This window comes from Gardnerella sp. CCPDSM, from assembly GCF_056754715.1.
The window spans coordinates 254,638-273,156 of sequence record NZ_JBQEQO010000001.1; the positions used below are offsets into that span (position 1 = coordinate 254,638).

The following is an 18,519-nucleotide window of genomic DNA, read 5'->3' on the forward strand; positions in this document are numbered from 1 at the left end:
ATAAAAGCGTGCGTGAATTAATAAAAAACGTAAGTTAATTAAATAGAAGTGTGCGCGAATTAATAAAAAGCAAGGTATAAAATAATGGAATCTTCTAAGTTGGGAATTTTTTATAAGTACGCATCCGACTCAAACGCAAAGGCGCAGGATAGTCAAGTAATTAAAGGCGAAAAGTGGAGAATTACGGTTATTACGGATTCTCTTATTCGTCTTGAATGGAGCGATGATGGAAAGTTTGTTGACAATCCTACGCAAACTGTAATCTGCCGAAATTTTGCTCACAAAAGTGCGGACGCTCAGCCGCAATTTAGTGCGCGAACAAACGAAAACGGATGGCTGGAAGTCGAAACTGAAAAGCTGCATCTTACTTATAATTGCGAAGCTTTTAGCAAAGAGGGCTTAAGCATTGTTGTGCGCGGAGTGCCATGTACGCAATTTAATACGTGGCATTACGGCGACGACTGCCCGGGAAATCTTCTTGGAACTTTTAGGACTTTGGATCAAGCGAACGGCTCGGTAAAACTTGGTAAAGGAATACTTTCGCGCGATGGATGGTCTGTTTTAGACGATTCTGCAACTTGCGAAATTGTGCCAGCTGAGGAAATAAATGGCAAACCAAACCCGTATGGGGCTTGGGTTAAGTCGCGTGCGCAAAAAGTTAGCGAGCAATCAGGAAGATATAAAGACTTATACTTCTTCGGCTACGGACATCACTATATTCAAGCAATTCAAGACTTTTATAAGCTTACGGGCGCTCAGCCGCTACTGCCGCGTTTTGCACTAAGCAATTGGTGGAGCCGCTATTATCGCTACCGTCAAGACGAATATTTGCAATTGCATAATCGTTTTAAGCGCGAAGGAATACCTTTTAGCACGGCTGTTATTGATATGGATTGGCATGTGACGGACGTTGATCCGAAGTATGGATCCGGCTGGACGGGTTACACGTGGAATGAGGAGCTTTTCCCGGATCATCGCGCTTTTTTGCGTAAACTTAACGCGGCTGGATTGGCTCCAACTTTGAACTTGCATCCGCGCGACGGCGTGCGCGCGTTCGAAAAAGATTATGCGCAAGTTGCGAAAGATGCTGGTATTGATCCTGCAAGCGGCAAAGCTGTGGAATTTGATTTAACGAATCCTCAGTTTGTGAAAGCTTACTTCAACATGCATCATCGTATGGAAGATGAAGGCGTGCGATTCTGGTGGATTGACTGGCAGCAGGGTGGAGTGACGCGCGAGCCTGGTTTGGATCCGCTTTGGATGTTAAACCATATGCACTACGAGGACGCTGCGCGCGAAGGCCGTTGGCCGATTACGTTCTCGCGCTATGCTGGCCCTGGTTCGCATCGCTACCCGGTTGGATTCTCGGGAGATACCGTTACTACTTGGGATTCGCTTGCTTTCCAAACTTACTTCACTTCTACGGCTTCAAATATTGGCTACGGATGGTGGAGTCACGATATTGGCGGACACATGCTTGGCGTGCGCAACAACGAGTTGGAAGCGCGATGGTACGCTTTCGGCGCGTTTAGTCCTATTAATCGTTTGCACTCGACCTGCTCGCCGTTTGCTGGAAAAGAGCCGTGGAATTTCCCTAAGGAAACTCGCGAAGCAATGGTGAAAATGCTTCGTTTGCGCGCGGAACTTTTGCCATACGTTTATACGATGAATTATCGCGCAGCTTTTGATGGCAGGCCGATTATTGAGCCAATGTACTGGCAGTCGCCGGAAGTTGGAATGGCTTACGAAATTCCTAACGAGTACCGTTTTGGAAGCGAGCTTATAGTAGCGCCGATTACTTCTCCTAACGATGCTGCTGCTTTGCGCGGATGTGCTGAAGTTTGGTTGCCGGAAGGTGATTGGTACGATTTGTTTGACGGGCGCAGGTACGTGTCTCGCGGCTGGAATGGTCGCAGGTTTGAAGCGTGGCGTGCGCTTGACCGTGTGCCTGCTTTTGCGCGTGCCGGAGCGATTGTGCCTACGCAAGTTTTGCCGGAAGTTGCAGATTGCGAGCGTAGTCATGAGGCTGCTGAAGCTGTTAATAGTATTGAAAATCCGCGAGCTTTGCGCGTTCTTGCATTCCCTGGAGCAGACGGCGAATTTGTTATGCGAGAGGACAACGGCGATTTTGCTGCAGCGTCTGCTGGTAATACTGCTAACACTCGCATGAATTTTGTGTGGCGAGACGGCAATGGTTCTTCGCAATTTATTATTTCCGGCGTAGAAGGTGCTGAAGCTGCCGTAGAATCTGTGCCGCAAAAACGCAACTGGAACGTTGTATTTAGAGGAGTTGCTTGCGCAGATTTTGCGAAAGTGCGCGTTTTTGTAGGAAGCCGCGAGCTTAACGCAAGCGATTTCGCAATTTCTTACGAAGGCGAAGAGTCGACATTGAGCCTAACTGTTTCTGTAAAAGACGTGCCAGCTCGTTCGGAAGTTCGCGTAATTGTTGACGGCGGATTGCAAATCGCTGCCGACCCTAAAGTTGGCGACGCTTACCGATTCCTGCTTCAAGCGCAAGTGCCGTACAGAGGCAAGGAAATGGCTTTTGACGCAGTGCGCGAGACTGGCGGAAGTGCAAGCGCTATTGTTGCAATCTCAACTCTTGAATACGAAAACGAATCGGAAGCAGAAAAGTATCGCAACAACGTTGATATGCTTAACGCTTACGCAACTGATCAGCCTTCCGTAGTTAAGTGGGCGCAATGGCGTTGCACGCTTCCTGTTTCGGTAAAGCACGCGCTTGAGGAGATTTTGCTGCGCTCGGTTGAGTAGAGCTATATGAAAATTTGCTTTACGGTAGTATAATTCCTAAAGGAGAGAACTGCATATATTTAAAATTATATGCAGGATTATCGGTTTTATGCATGGCGCGCGATGATGTGTATGCGATATATATTGCGTATGCGTGAGAGTTTAATAAGCGCAGTTATTGCATTGTTGAGGGAGGAATTATGGGTTCAAAGTCTGTAAAGCGCGAGCGCAAGGTGACGCTTGATGCTTCTGTTAGTAGCGCTATTGCGAAGGCTGTGGATGCTCGCAAGGTTGCGGCGTTTACTATAGGCGCTGCCGGTGTGCTTGCAGGTGCTGCGTTGGCATTTAGCGTGACTCCTACGAATACTGCAATGGCTGCGGAGATAAAAGACGCACAGGTTGTTCAGAGTGATGCTCAAAAAGGCGAGCAACAGAAGAATGAGCAACCAGTTAGCGATAAGCAGGATAGTGATAAGAAATCTAGCGATAAGCAGACTAGCGATACGAAGGATAGTGATAAGCAGCCTAACGATAAGCAGACTCAGAAGAAAAATGTGACTGAAACTCCTGAAAACCAAATGGGGGGGGGTCTGCCTTCTAAGAAGGACGTTGAGCAAACTAAGGTAGAGAAGCCTGAAGTAGAAAAGACTCAAGCAAAGCAAACTGAAGTAAAGAAAACTGAAGATAATCAGCCTGAAGAAAAGCAAGATAAAGTAAAGAAAACTGAAGATAGTCATCCTAATGCAAATAAAGCTGAGGCAGAGCAGCCTAAGCTAAAATCCGTAGCTTCGCCGTTTATGGTGTTGGCTTCTAATGCTGACGAGGGGGATGGTGGAGATTACCCAATGCCGCCAATGTACCCAAATACTGATCTTAATTTTGATAAGCCAGTAATCAAAGATCCTGAGCATTTGACTGATTCTGAAAAACTTGAGATTAGGAATCGTGTAGCTAAAGCAAATAAAGTTTCCGTGGATAAAGTGACTTTTGGCGATAACAAGAAAATTGTTATTAATTTTGGGCAAATAATTCCAGGTCAGGGTGACTATACGGACACAATTAACTTGGATGATGCAATCATAAAAGAGATTGCCGAATCTAAGATTACCATCCCTTCTGGCGATGATGCCGTTCCTGTGTATAATCCAATCGGTTTTTCTAACGACGAGCTTGATCGCATTAAGCAAAAGTTATTTGACGAAAATCAAAGCAATGCACAGCTTGGGCTTACTAGCAAAGATCAAATCAAATTTGATTGGCATTCAGGTGATACTGCTAGCTGGATTGATGATGGTCCTCATAGGGCAATTTCAAATGGTATGGCAGAAAATACCATCACTGTTACAATCAAAACCGACAAAGCGTATGTGCAGTTTACGTCGAATATTAAGAATAGCAAGCTTACACGCGCAGTTGATATTCGTAAGGACTATAACCTTGAGTGGACTAAGCAGCAAATGGATGGTCGCAGCACCGATGAAGGTTTTAGCTGGAGTAGCGACAAGAATACGCTTATTTACCACTACGATGCCACTAAAGCGCAAAAATTTAGCACGGAAGATGTTGTTAAATATTTGAAAGCAACGCCAAAAGAGGCTAACTCTGGTTTGCGTACAGTAGTTGGTGGAGAGAAGCTTGCTAGCGAAGGCAGAGATGGTAAACCGCGAAGATCTAATATGCACTATTTGCTCGATGCTCAGGACAACCCAACAACTTCGCTTACGATGGGCAATATGGGTGGTCCGTATTGGAATGGTAATCCTGCAATTGATAATTCGGATCGCAATTTAGATGATCATAATTCGGATGTGCAGGATTATCATTTTGGCAATGATGCTCATATGAAGCTTGCTGCTAAGAGTGGCAAGGTATATCCAGCTCATTTGTATTTATCTCCGTACGAGTATTCGTATTTTAAGCTTGCAGTCTCAGTTAACTCTATTAACTTACTATTTGTGCCACAGCCTTCGCATGACAAAACTAGGTTGAAGGCGTCGATTGATGAGTATACGACTGCGCAGGTTGGGGACAAAAAAGTACCAACTAAGTCAAAGTATTACAATGCGTCGGATACTTTGAGGAATAATTACGATACTGCGCTTAGTGAGGCCGATAGTCTGTATAAAACCGTTGAAAATATTGCTAAAGATAAGCTTTCAGAGCAGCAGAAAGCCGATATTGATAACGCAGCTATTAAGCTAAATAAAGCGTATGAAGCGCTTAACGGTGATCCTACAGATAAGAAAGATCTTAATAAAGACATTACGGATCAGGGCACTGCTGCAACTGCACAGGGCGCGGTAGCTACTGGAACGTATGTAACTGATAGGTATAAGAACGTAGCTAATCCGCAATTTAAGAAAGCGGATGGCACGCTTGATACCAATAAGAATAATAAAGCTACTCAGGCAAAAACTGCGTACGATGAAGCTCTTGCAGAAGCTCAAAAAGTAAACGCAAACCAGTATGCTACGCAAAAAGAAGTAAACGCTGCCAAAGAGAAGCTTGATAAAGCGCGCAGAGCGTTGGATGAGTTTGAAACCAATAAAGATAAGTTGAGCGAAGTAATTCAAAGCTCCAAGGTTAATACTGGTGGTAATCAGGGTATTACTAATGCTGATCCTGCGTATCAGAACGCCACAGAAGAAGAGCGCAATAAATACAATGAAGCTGTAAAGAAAGCGCAAGAGCTTTTTGCTGACCCGAATGCTTCGCAAGCTGATGTTGATTTGGCTATTGTGCAGCTTAATAATGCCAAGAAAGCAATTGATGCTAAGGCAACGAATAAGTCTGCTCTTGATGCGCAGGTTTTGCAAAGTCATGACCATGATGGTGATGGCGAAAATCAGAAGAGCGTTTTCTATAAGAACGGTACGTATGACAACTACTTCAATGACAATAATTTCCCTAGCGACGTGAACAAGGAAGAAGCTAAGCAGTACGCATCTAAGTACGATGAAGCTTTACAAAAAGCAAAGGAAGTTATTAATAATCCTAAGGCAACGCAAGCGCAGGTAAATGAGGCGCTCAACAATCTTAAAACAGCTGAAGAGAATTTGCATAAGCTTAAGACGAATAATTACGACCTTATTCAGACGCTTGCGAATAATTTCAGCGGGAATAAGCTTCCTGCATACTTTAACGCGTATGAGGAAAGCCAAAACGGAGCTGATGAAAGTAAGAAGGATAAAGCTAAAACTGACTTTGTTGCGTATAACGATGCGTATGCAGAAGCTAAAACTATTAAGCAAAAGATTGATGCAGCTCAAGCTGGAACTTCTACGTATTCGCAGCAAGAAATAGATGCAGCAAAAGCTAAGCTCGACAAAGCGCGCGATGCTATTGTAACTTATGCAACTAAGCCGTCTGCTTTGCAAACTTCTGCAGATCAAGATGGTGTGACTCAAAGCACAACTGCGTATAAGAATGCAAAAGCGTTGGCTGCTAAGGCAAGCGATACATCGCTTACAGGGGAAGAAAAAGTTAAAGTAGCTGCAGCCAAGAAGATTGTCGATGAGTATGCTGCTGCACTTGCTGCTGCAAAGAAAGTTTTAGCAAATCAAGTTGATAAAGACAAGAATGCTAGTGGAGCAGTAATCGATGATTCTGTGGAAGGCACAGGTGATCCAAGCTCCTCAACATTCCTCGACGGCGTGCAAAAGCATCCTGAAAACAAGGCTTTGCAGAAAGATGTTGACACAGCTCTTAAGCGCTTAGATGCAGCTCGCGCTGCACTTTCTGCTTACGCTACCAAGAAGGATGATTTGCGCAAGTCGGTTAATGCCGATGCTGACACCAAGCAGCTGCCTCAGTACAAGAATACTGATAGCCCTGTGTTTAACGATGCAGATGGTTCAAAGAACACGCAGGCTTCTGCTGCTAAAACAGCGTACGACCAGGCTCTTACTGATGCTAAGAATATGCTTGCAAAGCAAGACGCAACTCAAGCGGAAGTAGATGATGCGCTTAAGAAGCTTGATGGTGCGCGTAAGGCTTTGGACACATATAACACTGATTTTGCTAAGTTACAGGAAAGTGTTGGCAAGAACGGTGAACTTAATGCAGATGGCAGTGCAAAAACTGAAGGAACGCTCACGTCTGACGCGTATAGAAATGCTTCTAATCCGCAATTTATGAAGGATGATGGTTCTGGAAATCTTGTTCCTGATGCAGAAAGGAATGGTAAAGCCGCCGCAGCAAAGACAGCGTACGATTCTGCACTTGCTAAAGCCAATGAATTGCTCACAAAGAGTAAGGATGCTAACACTCCTGCGGAAGAAAAGCCAACGCAAGCGCAGGTAAATGATGCTCTTACTGCACTTGAAGCCGCTCGAACAGGGCTTGATGCATATAAGACCAATGCTGCAGATCTTAAAACTGAAACTGAAAAGTCTCAGGCAGAAGGTGAAACTGGTGAACCTGCTGCTGATAAGTTTGAGCACAAGCTTCAGATTAACAATGCAAAATATCTTCTTGAAAAGCTTAAAGACAACCAAGATTCTATTGCTTACAAGGATGCAAAAGATAAGCTTGATGCTTACGATGCTGCATTAAATAAAGCGCGCGAACTTGTAAAGAATGCTGAAGGTCAAACGCTTAGCAAGCATCCAACTCAGCAAGAAGTTGACGAGGCTCTTGCGGCTTTGAAGAAAGCAAAGTCCGACATCGAAAACGATGCGCAGTTCAACACCGATAAAACGGATCTCACTTCTGAGCACGGTAAAGATGCTGATTTTAAGAAGACGCCTGAATACAAGAATGCAGAAGCAAAGTCTAAGGCAAATCCTGTTGATAGCGCTGCAAAACAGGCGTTTGATGAATACACAAATGCTGTAAGTTCTGCCAAGAGCATTCTTGATAACGCAAATTCAACTCAAAAAGAAGTTGACGAGGCGTTAAGTAAGCTTCAAGCCGCTAAGAAGAAGATTACTGACGGCTACAAGACTAATAAGACTGATCTGAACACTGAGGCTGGCAAGGATTCTGACTTTACTAAGTCTCCTGAGTATATAAATGCTGCCGGCACTCCTGAAGCTGAGGCTTATAAGAAGGCTCTTGAGGATGCGAATAATGTTCTTAAGGATCCGAACGCAACGCAGGCTCAGGTTGATGAGGCTTTGAAGAAGCTTAAGGATGCTAAGAAGAAGCTTACTGACGACTATGGTACGAGCAAGCATGTTTTGCGCGAGGAGCATAGCGAGTATAGTAGCTTTGAGTCTTCTCCTGGATTCATTAATGCTATTAGTAATCTGAATGCAAATCCGGATGATGAGTCTACTAAGTCTGCGATTGATAATTATAAGAAGGCTCTTGAGTATGCTAAGAGCGTTCTTGATGATCCAAACGCAACTCAGGCTCAAGTTGATGCTGCTTTGAGTAGGCTTCGTGATGCTAAGGATGCTATTGCTCGAAAGTATGCGACGGATAAGAAGAATCTGAAGAATGAGCATGATTCTGATGGTGATTTTGAGAATTCGCCTGAATTCCAGAATGCTATCGGCACTCCTGAGGCTGATGCTTATAAGAAGGCGTTGGAGGATGCTAAGAAGGTTCTTGATGATCCGAATGCTACCCAGGCTCAGGTTGACGAGGCTTTGAGGAAGCTTCGTGACGCTAAGAATGCTTTGGTTAACGGTCATAAGACGAATAAAGCTGATTTGCAAAATGAGGCGGATGATGATCCAGTCTTCCGCAATGGCGTTCCGTATTTGATTGCTGGCTCTCCGGAGGTTGATGATTATAATCAGGCTTTGGATGAGGCTCGCCGCGTGCTTGCTGATCCTCACGCAGCTCAGGCTCAGGTTGATGCGGCTTTGAGGAAGCTTCGCGAAGCCAAGCAGCGTATTATTGACAAGTTCAATACGCGTGGCAATGGTTTTGACGGTTACGTTCCTAACGCTGGTGGTCACGAGGGTGACGGTTACGCGAATAATGCTAACGCTAACGCTAACGCTGTTGATAAGTCTGCTTTGCAGGCGGAAATTAATAATGCGTTGAATGTGCGCGGTAATTCGGCTGCGGCTCAAGCTTATAAGAAGGCTTTGGCTGATGCTAAGCGTGTTCTTGCGGATGCTAACGCAACTCAGGCTCAGGTGGATGCGGCTGTGAAGCAGTTGCGTGATGCTAAGGCTGCGTTTAAGGGCTTTGGTGGTAACCATAAGATTGCTAAGACGGGTGCTGCTACTGGCTTGTTTGCGGGTCTTGCCGCAATCTTCGCTGGTTTCGGTGCTGCTGGCGTTGCTTCTCGCCGCCGCAAGCACTCCAACGAGTAAGTTCTAGCGCGCTCCAAACGTGAGGTGGTGCTCGCGCTCTAAGCTCTCGCTTACGAAACTCGCTCAAGTTGGAAGTCCACTGGACTTCCAACTTGAGCGAGTTTCCGCTCCGAGTTGCTTTCGCGCGCTAAATCGCTGCGCTCAAGCAGGTCGTCGCGCGCGTTTGGAGCGAAATGTATCCTCAAACCCTCCAAACGTGAGGTAAGTTACTCGCGCCCGCGAGGAGAGAAATCCCCCGAAACTCGCGCCACAATAAGTGAGGAACCCTCAAAACTTGCGCGATTAACAAAATTGCTTAGTTTTGCGATTTTATATACCGTTTCAATTAACGAATTTTTCGTATAAGTGCTAAAATACTGCTCGGTAGTGTGACGAAGCTCACATAATTTCGTTACTTCTACCTGCAGCGTTTGTAATATCGCTAAAGTTGGCAATATTGTAAGCGCTTTACAATCGCAGTTTTGAAAGTCAAAGCTACGAAACACGGGAGCTTGTTCTATACAGGCTGAGAGGGCGAAAGCCGACCGTAAACCTGATGCGGGTAATGCCGCCGTAGGAAGGAGTATTATGCGAAATATTCGTATTATTGGTGCAGGTATTATTGGTTTAGCAACAGCGTGGAGGCTCACGGAAGCTGGCGTAAAAGTTAGCATTATTGATCCGGATCCAGTCTCGGGCGCTTCTCACCATGCTGCCGGCATGCTAGCTCCTACAGCAGAAATGCAATATCAGCAAGAAGCGTTGTATCCACTTATGTTTGAGTCTGCAACCATGTATAAGGAATTGGTTGATTCGGTTGCAAAGTACACCGATAAGCCAACCGGCTACTTAGAGTGCGGCTCTTACGTAATTGGCGGCGACGCTGCAGATAACGAGCATGTAAACGAGTTGCTAAACTTGCAACATCGTTACGGCCGTAGGGCTGAGCATATTTCTGTTAGTAAGCTTCGTGAAATTGAGCCTGCTCTTTCGCCAACTATTGCTGGCGCTGTAAGCGTGCCGGATGATCATCAAATCAACCCTCGTCTTTTCACTGCAGCTATGATTGATGCACTCGAAAAGCGCGGTGTTGTTATTGAGCGTCGCGCAAGCACTCCGGACGATTTGGGTCCTGACACAGTTTTGGCATCCGGCTTGGGTGCTAAGGATATGCTTCCGCAGCTTAAGCTTCGCGCTGTGTGGGGCGATATGATTCGTATGACTATTCCAGAGCCTTTGCGCCCAATTTTGAGCTCTGTGGTTCGTGGTTTTGTGCATGACCGTCCAGTTTATTTGGTTCCTCGCGCTAAGGAAACTGGCGAGCTTGTGCTCGGCGCTACTTCTCGCGAAGACGACCGCGATATTCCAAAGGTTGGCGGCGTGCTTGACTTGCTTCGCGATGCCGCAAGCGTGCTTCCTGGCATTCAGGAATGCTCGATTACTGAGGTTACCGCTGGCGGCCGCCCTGGAACTCCAGACGATTTGCCATTCATTGGTATTGATCCTAAGACGCATACTACGATTTCCACTGGCTACTTCCGTCACGGTATTTTGCTCACCGCTTTGGGTTCTTCTTTGACTACAAAGCTTGTGCTTGAGCAAGAGTTGACTGAGAAGGAAAAGGGCTTCTTGGAAAGCTGCGATCCTGCTCGCTTCTAGTAACGCAAGTTTCTAATTACGAGCGCTTCTAGTAACGCAAGTTTTAGTTGCGCAATTTTAATAGACGTTAATAAAGGTTGAATTATGCAAATCGTCGTCAATGGTGAAACTATTGAAGTTCAAGATGGGTTAACTGTTGCTGAGCTTATTGCTCAACGTTACGGTTCTGACGCTGGTCCTGGCATAGCTGTTGCAATTGGCGACGATGTGCTTTCACGCAATCAGTGGGCATCGACTGTGATCTGCGATGGTAATCAAATTGAGATTCTCAGCGCAGTTCAAGGCGGCTGACGCCTACAAAATATTAAATTTTAAATAAAAGGCTTAAAATGGCAGAAAATAATTCTGAAAATAATGCAGAAGAAAGTGTCGATACTTGGCAGCTTTGTGGCAAAACTTTACATTCAAGGCTTTTGCTTGGCACTGGCGGCATGACGAGCATTGACATTATGGAAAAGTCGCTTGTAGCTTCGGGTGCGGAAGTAGCTACGGTTGCTTTGCGCCGTCACGCAAAAACTGGCGTAGATATTTACGGAATGCTGCAGCGCCATAATATTAACGTTTTGCCAAATACTGCAGGCTGCAAAACTGCGCATGACGCTGTGCTCACTGCAAAAATGGCTCGCGAATCTTTAGGAACCGACTGGATTAAGCTCGAAGTTATTGCAGACGACGATACTTTGCTTCCGGATACTCGCGAAGTTTTGCTTGCTGCAGAAAAGCTTGTTGAAGAAGGCTTTAGCGTGTTGTGCTACACGAATGACGATCCGATTGTGGCTCGTCGCTTGGTTTCGCTTGGCGTGAAGGCTGTTATGCCTGGCGGCGCTCCAATTGGCACTGGTCTTGGTATTTTGAACCCTCGAAATATTGAGCTGATTGTGCGCGAATGCAAGGAAGCTGGCGTCCCTGTGATTTTGGATGCTGGCGTTGGCACTGCTTCCGACGTTGTTAAAGCTTTTGAAATCGGCTGCTCTGGTGTGCTTCTTGCAAGCGCTGTAACTCGCTGCCCAGATCCTGTAACGATGGGTCGCGCAATGGCTGCAGCTGTAACTGCCGGCAAGCTTGCTCACGATGCTGGACGTATTCCAATGCGAAATCATGCTCTCGCGTCTTCGCCTGTTGAAGGCCGCGCTTGGGCGGATTCCGTGCTGTAAATTTTGTAGTATGAATTTCGGCATAATTATTTAAGCATGACGATTAATAAAATTTACGACGACCTGCAGGAGCTTGAGGCGGATCGCACTTGCCGCCACTTGCTCCTGCCGGGCTTTAGTCTTGAGCATCAACAATTACTTAGAAATGCAAAAATTTGCATGGTTGGGGCTGGTGGGCTTGGTTCTCCATGCCTGCTTTCGCTTGCTGCTGCAGGAGTTGGGGAAATCACGATTTGTGATGACGACGTTGTGGAACTTTCCAACTTACAAAGGCAGACTTTATACACTGTTGATCAGTGTGGCAAATCTAAAGCGCAACTTGCAGCTAAGCGGCTGCAGGCGTTATCTCCGGGCTTAAAAATCAACCTTGTGAATAGGTTTAATGAAGATAACGCAAAGCAGCTTGTAGAAAATCACGATATTGTGATCGACGGTTGCGATAATTTTGCTACGCGCTTTTTGATTGCGGATTCCGCGTGGAGTGCAGGAACGCCGGAAGTTTACGGATCGGTGCTTTATTACGAAGGTCAAGTAAGCGTTTTTGTGCCTGGAAAAGGTCCTTGCTTGCGAGACTTGTATCCTTTCCCGCCTCCGGAAGAAACGGTGCCGAAATCGGCGGTATTGGGCGCGACTGCGGCTATTGTTGGCGCGATGATGGCGACTGAAGCAATTAAGCTTATAACCGGAATTGGTACGCCGCTTATTGGAGTTTTGGCGCGCTACAATGCGCTTAATAATTCACTTCGCCACTTTAAATTTAGCGCGTGAAACTTGTGTAATTATGACTTGATTTACTGCTTTTGTTTGCTGTGGCGCGAGTTTTGGGGGATTTCTCTCCTCGCACGTCCCGTCCTTCGTGCGCTCTAGCTGCTAAAAGAGTTTAGTGTGTTCGCCTATCTTTAAAGAATGTAGCTTCTCAGTCCTCTTTTAGTGCTCGTAGAGAAATCCCCCAAACTCTGCGTGCTTAATGTTTAATAACCGTGCAAATCGCAGAGATTTTTCGATTTTTCTTCTTCGCTCGGCTTGTCAGCAGCCTGCGGCTCTGACGTCCGCCTTCGTTCAGTGCGAAAAATCTCAAATCTCTACCACGTGAATATCCATGCGAATGAAGAACGCGCAAATAAGCTGCGGGTGGGTGTGTGGTTTGTGTGCCTGGCGTGATGTGTGCAGCAGCAATGATGCTAGTGTTCTCTATGCAATAAATACTCAGTGTCTGCAGAGCGCAACTGCAAAAGTTGAGTCTGGTTGTATAAAGTTTTTTGTAATTTTTGGGAATAAAAGTTGACTTTTGCAAGTTGAGTGTAGTAGGCTCAAGTTTTGGAAAGCGAAAAAGCTGAGATTTTATATAGCTTCCAATACGGATCTAAATACGGATCTAAATACGGATCTAAATATGGATCTAAATACGGAATCTAAATAAAGCTCAGCTTACGAACTACATAACTTGAAGGAAAGCGTAATTGCACAAAGCGTGCAATACCTAGTTAAGGAGAAAATATGGGACGCGCAGTAGGTATTGATTTGGGAACAACCAACTCTTGCATTGCTACTCTTGAAGGCGGTAGCCCAACTGTTATTGTGAACGCTGAAGGCGCACGTACCACACCATCTGTTGTGGCATTTAGCAAGTCCGGCGAAATTTTGGTTGGCGAAGTTGCTAAGCGTCAGGCTGTAACAAACGTTGACCGCACAATTAGCTCCGTAAAGCGCCACATGGGCACTGATTGGACTGTTGAAATCGACGGTAAGAAGTGGACTCCACAGGAGATTTCTGCTCAAGTTTTGATGAAGTTGAAGCGCGATGCTGAAGCTTACTTGGGTGAGCCAGTAACCGACGCTGTTATTACATGCCCCGCATACTTCAACGATGCTCAGCGTCAGGCAACTAAGGATGCAGGTAAGATTGCAGGCTTGAACGTGCTTCGTATTATTAACGAGCCGACTGCTGCAGCTTTGGCTTACGGCCTTGAAAAGGGCAAGGAAGACGAGCGTATTTTGGTATTCGACTTGGGTGGCGGTACTTTCGACGTGTCTTTGCTTGAGATTGGTAAGGATGACGACGGATTCTCCACAATTCAGGTTCAGGCCACAAACGGCGACAACCACTTGGGTGGCGACGATTGGGATCAGAAGATTATTGACTGGCTCGTTGGCGAAGTTAAGAACAAGTATGGCGTTGATTTGAGCAAGGATAAGATTGCTTTGCAGCGCTTGAAGGAAGCTGCTGAGCAAGCAAAGAAGGAGCTTAGCTCTTCTACTTCCACCTCAATTTCTATGCAGTACTTGGCAATGACTCCTGACGGCACTCCAGTGCATTTGGATGAGACTTTGACTCGCGCTCACTTTGAGGAAATGACTTCCGATTTGCTTGGCCGCTGCCGCACACCATTTAACAACGTGCTTTCTGACGCTGGAATTTCCGTAAGCCAGATTGATCACGTGGTTCTTGTTGGTGGTTCTACTCGTATGCCAGCTGTGAAGGATTTGGTGAAGGAACTTACCGGCGGTAAGGAAGCTAACCAGTCTGTGAACCCGGATGAAGTTGTGGCTGTTGGTGCAGCTGTGCAGTCGGGCGTTATTAAGGGCGATCGCAAGGACGTTCTGCTTATTGATGTAACTCCACTTTCCTTGGGTATTGAAACCAAGGGTGGAATTATGACGAAGCTTATTGACCGCAACACCGCAATTCCAACGAAGCGCTCGGAAGTGTTCTCCACTGCTGAAGATAATCAGCCATCCGTGTTGATTCAGGTTTACCAGGGTGAACGTGAGTTTGCTCGCGATAACAAGCCTCTCGGTACTTTTGAATTGACTGGTATTGCTCCAGCTCCTCGTGGCGTTCCGCAGATTGAAGTCACCTTCGATATTGATGCTAACGGCATTGTGCACGTTTCCGCTAAGGATAAGGGCACTGGCAAGGAACAGTCCATGACTATTACCGGTGGTTCTGGCCTTCCAAAGGACGAAATTGACCGCATGGTTAAGGAAGCTGAAGCTCACGAAGCTGAAGATAAGAAGCGTAAGGAAGAAGCTGAAGTTCGCAACCAGGCAGAAGCCTTTGCTTACCAAACTGAAAAGCTTGTAAACGACAATAAAGACAAGCTTTCGGACGAAATCTCTAAGGAAGTTACCGAAAAGGTTAACGCTTTGAAGGAAGCTTTGAAGGGTGATGACGTTGAGAAGATTAAGTCTGCTCAAAGCGAGTTGATGACTTCTGCTCAAAAGATTGGTCAGCAGCTTTACGCTCAGGGTGGTGCTCAAGGCGCTAACGCAGGTGCTGCAGGTGCAGGTGCTGCTGGTGCCGCTGGCGCTAACGCAGGTTCTGCCGCTAAAGACGATGACGTAGTTGACGCCGAAGTGGTGGACGACGACAAGGACGATAAGGACAACAAGTAATGTCCGAGTTCAACGCCAACGAATATTTGCAAAATATGGGGGATGCTGACTCAATGGATGTAAAACCTGAAAATGAGTCAGCTAACCCGGAGCAAACAACTAACAGCACGGATAGTGCTGCTCAAGCTGGTGAAAACAGTAAGAATCATGCAGAAACGCAAGCTGATGCTAATGCGGATGCTAACGTTTCTGCAGATTCTGCGGATTCTGCAAATACTTCAAAATCAGAAGAATCAAAAGGTAGCCAAGATGCAGAAGACGGCAGCTTGACTCCTTTAGGTAAAGCTAAAAAAGAAGCTGCAGAATACCTAGAAGCGTTACAGCGTGAGCGCGCGGAATTTATCAACTTTAGAAATCGTGCTGCGAAAGAGCAGGATCGTTTCCGCCAGCATGGAATTATCGATGTGCTTACTGCGCTGCTTCCGGCATTGGACGATATTGATCGTATTCGTGAACATAGCGAAATGGATGATTCGTTCAAAGCTGTTTCAACCAAGATTGATAAGGCTTTTGAAAAGTTTGGAGTGGAAAAGTTTGGTGAAAAGGGCGAAGATTTCGACCCGACCAAGCATGATGCGATTTTGCACAAGCCAGATCCAGACGCTACGAAAGAAACTGTTGATGCAGTGGTTGAGGCAGGTTACCGAATAGGAGATCGTGTTATTCGCGCCGCTCGCGTGGTCGTCTCTTCACCACAGCAGTGATTTATTCTCTGCTTGCTACCAAGTGTGGTGAGATTTGAGATTTTTCGGTCAAAAAGCGAAATGGCCAATGTGCTGATAACGAAAGGAGGCACAAATGGCTGAAAATGAATGGTTAGCTAAGGATTTTTATAAAGTTCTCGGTGTCTCCAAAGATGCTGACGAAGCAACGATTACTAAAGCGTATCGCAAACTTGCTCGAAAATATCACCCTGATTTAAACAAAACAAAAGAAGCTGAAGAAAAGTTTAAGGACGTTTCCGAAGCTTATGATGTGCTGAAAGATAGTCAAACTCGCCAGCGCTACGACGCTATTCGTCAATTTGGTGCAGGCGGCGCTCGTTTCGCAGGCGGCGCAGGTGGAGCTGGAGGCTTTGATGCGTCAAGCTTCTCGGATATCTTCTCCATGTTTAACGGCGGCTCCGGCATGGGCGGAATGGGCGGCAACGGTTCGCGCATTCGCTTTGCAACCAGCGGAGCCGGCCCAAATATGGGTGACATTTTCTCCATGTTTAGCGGCGGCCAGCAAAATCCGGGCGCAGCTGGATTCCAGGGTACGAATGGTTTTGCAGGCGAGCAGTACGCTAAAGCCCAGCCGGAAGATGTGCCTGAAAACGGCGAAGATATAACAACAAATATCAAACTTACTTTTAAACAGGCTTTTAAAGGTGCCACGGTGTCGCTTCGCGCGGCAGGCGAAACTTTTAAAACGCATATTCCAGCTGGTGTAAAAGCCGGTCAAAAAATTCGTTTAAAAGGAAAGGGTAAGCCGGGTAAATTTGGCGGTTCTGCAGGCGATTTGTATTTGCATGTGCAAGTTGAGCCGTCAGATCGCTTTACTTTGAGAGATAACAATTTAGTTGCTGATTTGCCTTTGACTTTGAGCGAGGCTGTGCACGGCGCAAAAGTTACGCTTAACGACGTAGACGGCAATGCTGTGACTTTTAAAGTGCCTGCTGGGTCTTCTAGTGGAGACGAGGTTCGCGCTCAAGGTGCTGGCGTGCCTGGCTCTAACGGCGATTTTATTGGTATTGTGCAAATTCGTATACCAAAGCACTCAAGTATGTTACTTAAGCGTGCTGCAAAAGAATTTGATAAAACTGCCGGCGGATCTTATGAAGAAGAAGTCAGCAATTTGAGGCAAAAGTAAAGCAAGTAAAGCGAAAGTAACGCAAAATAACGCAAAAGTAAGGCAAAGGAAGGCGTGCTATGACACCAATAACGCGTGAAACTAAAGCATTGTATGAAATGTGTGCTGTTGCTTTAGTGCGTGGTACTGCAACGCTTGACGGTGCAGATGAAGTAGGTTTTACTCTTGATTTGCCAATATTTACCGTCAGCCACGTAGCACGCCTTACTAATACGCATCCGCAAACTCTTAGGCAATACGACCGCCTGTGTTTAATTATGCCTCAGCGCACAGGCGGCGGCGCTCGCCGTTACTCGTTAAGAGATATTGACAGAATTGTGCAAACTCAGCATTTAAGCCAGGATGAAGGTATTAATCTTGCTGGGATTATGAAAATTTTGGCGCTTCAAGAAGAAAATCGACAGCTTAAAAGGCAAGTTCGTCATTTGACGGAAGCTGCAGAATCTTCAGAACGCAATATTTTCACTGCGAATGCGGACGGAGATATTGTGGAAATGCACCGCTCGCGCAACGCTAGGCGCTGGAGGCGAGATATTCGCACAGAGCGCAGAGCGTTGCCGTCGTCTTATTCTGTGGCAGAGTATGCTAAAGCGCAGAAAGGTGCTATTGAATCTCCGGAAGAGAAGTCTGTGGTTCTTTGGCGAGCTTGGAGCGTTTAATAACAATATCTTCAAGCGTTTTTACATTCACATTTTCGTAGCCGTTAAGCTCAGCGTGGTGCTTTCTTTCGGAAATATTTGCGCGAGAAAAACCAGTTTGTGCAACTACAGTCGCTCCAGAATTAACTGCAGCAGTAAGACCAGATAACGAATCTTCTATAATTACGCAATTTGCCATTTGCTTAGCGATTTCTTCTGCACTTCCGCAAATTCCAACAATTTTTCCTGCAGTCAAATATGGCTCAGCGCTTGGCTTAGGCTCATAACCGTCGTCGCCGCAAACATAGCCCACGAAAGCACCTTCCGGAGCGTGCTTAACAATATTTTCAACTAAACAACGCGGCGAATTGCTAACTAAAACAGAAGGAATTCCAGCTTTTGCAAGGCTTTTAAGCACATCGAGCACTCCAGGAATCCAGGGAACGCTTTCAGCTTCGCGAGCTGCAACGTAATCAACCATTCCTTTGCCGACTTCTTCTACAGTAAGCTTTGTGCCGGAAGGAATCATTTTATTTGCAACTGTTTCTAGGGAGCCTCCTGAGCATTCCCAAGCTAAATCCTCATCCCAATAACCGCCGTATTTTTTAACCAAATAAAACTCAGACTCATGCCAATATGGTTCGGAATCAATAAGCGTCCCGTCCATATCCCAAAATACTGCGCGCAAAATATGTTCGTCAGCTTTTTCGTTATCTTGCTTATTTATAAGATTTTCTAATTTTTCCGTCTTCTGTTCCACTATTTGCAATTCCTTGTAATTTATTTGTACCTGCCCCTCGCATGCCTCTAAATTCGACA

11 protein-coding genes are annotated in these 18,519 nt (G+C 46.0%); 10 read left to right on the forward strand and 1 reads right to left on the reverse strand.

The genetic code is table 11. From position 1 onward, the window contains the following. Positions 1-84: 84 nt before the first annotated feature. The 10 genes from ACTJLE_RS01090 to ACTJLE_RS01135 all read left to right on the forward strand — a co-directional run bounded on the left by ACTJLE_RS01090 (position 85) and on the right by ACTJLE_RS01135 (position 17,721). Positions 85-2,772: a glycoside hydrolase family 31 protein gene (locus tag ACTJLE_RS01090; protein ID WP_481267052.1), complete on the forward strand. Its 2,688-nt coding sequence runs from the start codon at positions 85-87 to the stop codon at positions 2,770-2,772. A gap of 179 nt (positions 2,773-2,951) precedes the next feature. Next, the gene (locus tag ACTJLE_RS01095; protein WP_481267053.1) at positions 2,952-9,023 is read left to right on the forward strand and encodes a hypothetical protein; all 6,072 of its coding nucleotides are present in this window, start codon (positions 2,952-2,954) and stop codon (positions 9,021-9,023) included. 567 nt (positions 9,024-9,590) lie between these two features. Continuing rightward, on the forward strand, positions 9,591-10,661 hold the full coding sequence (gene thiO / locus ACTJLE_RS01100) for a glycine oxidase ThiO (protein WP_004129299.1): 1,071 nt from the start codon (positions 9,591-9,593) through the stop codon (positions 10,659-10,661). An 84-nt stretch (positions 10,662-10,745) separates the two neighbouring features. Beyond that, positions 10,746-10,952, forward strand: a complete 207-nt coding sequence (gene thiS, locus ACTJLE_RS01105) for a sulfur carrier protein ThiS (RefSeq protein ID WP_119487475.1) — start codon at positions 10,746-10,748, stop codon at positions 10,950-10,952. Positions 10,953-10,990: 38 nt separating this feature from the next. After that, positions 10,991-11,815: a thiazole synthase gene (locus ACTJLE_RS01110; protein ID WP_479857089.1), complete on the forward strand. Its 825-nt coding sequence runs from the start codon at positions 10,991-10,993 to the stop codon at positions 11,813-11,815. A 36-nt stretch (positions 11,816-11,851) separates the two neighbouring features. After that, positions 11,852-12,583, forward strand: a complete 732-nt coding sequence (locus ACTJLE_RS01115; protein WP_481267054.1) for a HesA/MoeB/ThiF family protein — start codon at positions 11,852-11,854, stop codon at positions 12,581-12,583. Positions 12,584-13,312: 729 nt separating this feature from the next. Further along, complete coding sequence (gene dnaK / locus ACTJLE_RS01120) at positions 13,313-15,211, forward strand: molecular chaperone DnaK (protein WP_481267055.1); 1,899 nt, start codon at positions 13,313-13,315, stop codon at positions 15,209-15,211. After that, positions 15,211-15,915 carry a nucleotide exchange factor GrpE gene (gene grpE, locus ACTJLE_RS01125; RefSeq protein WP_481267056.1) on the forward strand — a complete coding sequence of 235 codons (705 nt, stop codon included), beginning with the start codon at positions 15,211-15,213 and terminating at the stop codon, positions 15,913-15,915. The genes dnaK and grpE overlap by 1 nt, the downstream gene beginning before the upstream one ends. A 94-nt stretch (positions 15,916-16,009) precedes the next feature. Continuing rightward, the gene (locus ACTJLE_RS01130) at positions 16,010-17,062 is read left to right on the forward strand and encodes a DnaJ C-terminal domain-containing protein (RefSeq protein WP_481267057.1); all 1,053 of its coding nucleotides are present in this window, start codon (positions 16,010-16,012) and stop codon (positions 17,060-17,062) included. Positions 17,063-17,121: 59 nt separating this feature from the next. Further along, the gene (locus ACTJLE_RS01135; RefSeq protein ID WP_119487480.1) at positions 17,122-17,721 is read left to right on the forward strand and encodes a heat shock protein transcriptional repressor HspR; all 600 of its coding nucleotides are present in this window, start codon (positions 17,122-17,124) and stop codon (positions 17,719-17,721) included. Here the strand turns inward: ACTJLE_RS01135 and ACTJLE_RS01140 are convergent. Next, positions 17,666-18,460: an HAD family hydrolase gene (locus ACTJLE_RS01140; RefSeq protein ID WP_481267058.1), complete on the reverse strand. Its 795-nt coding sequence runs from the start codon at positions 18,458-18,460 to the stop codon at positions 17,666-17,668. The two genes, ACTJLE_RS01135 and ACTJLE_RS01140, sit on opposite strands and share 56 nt — an antisense overlap. Positions 18,461-18,519 lie beyond the last annotated feature (59 nt).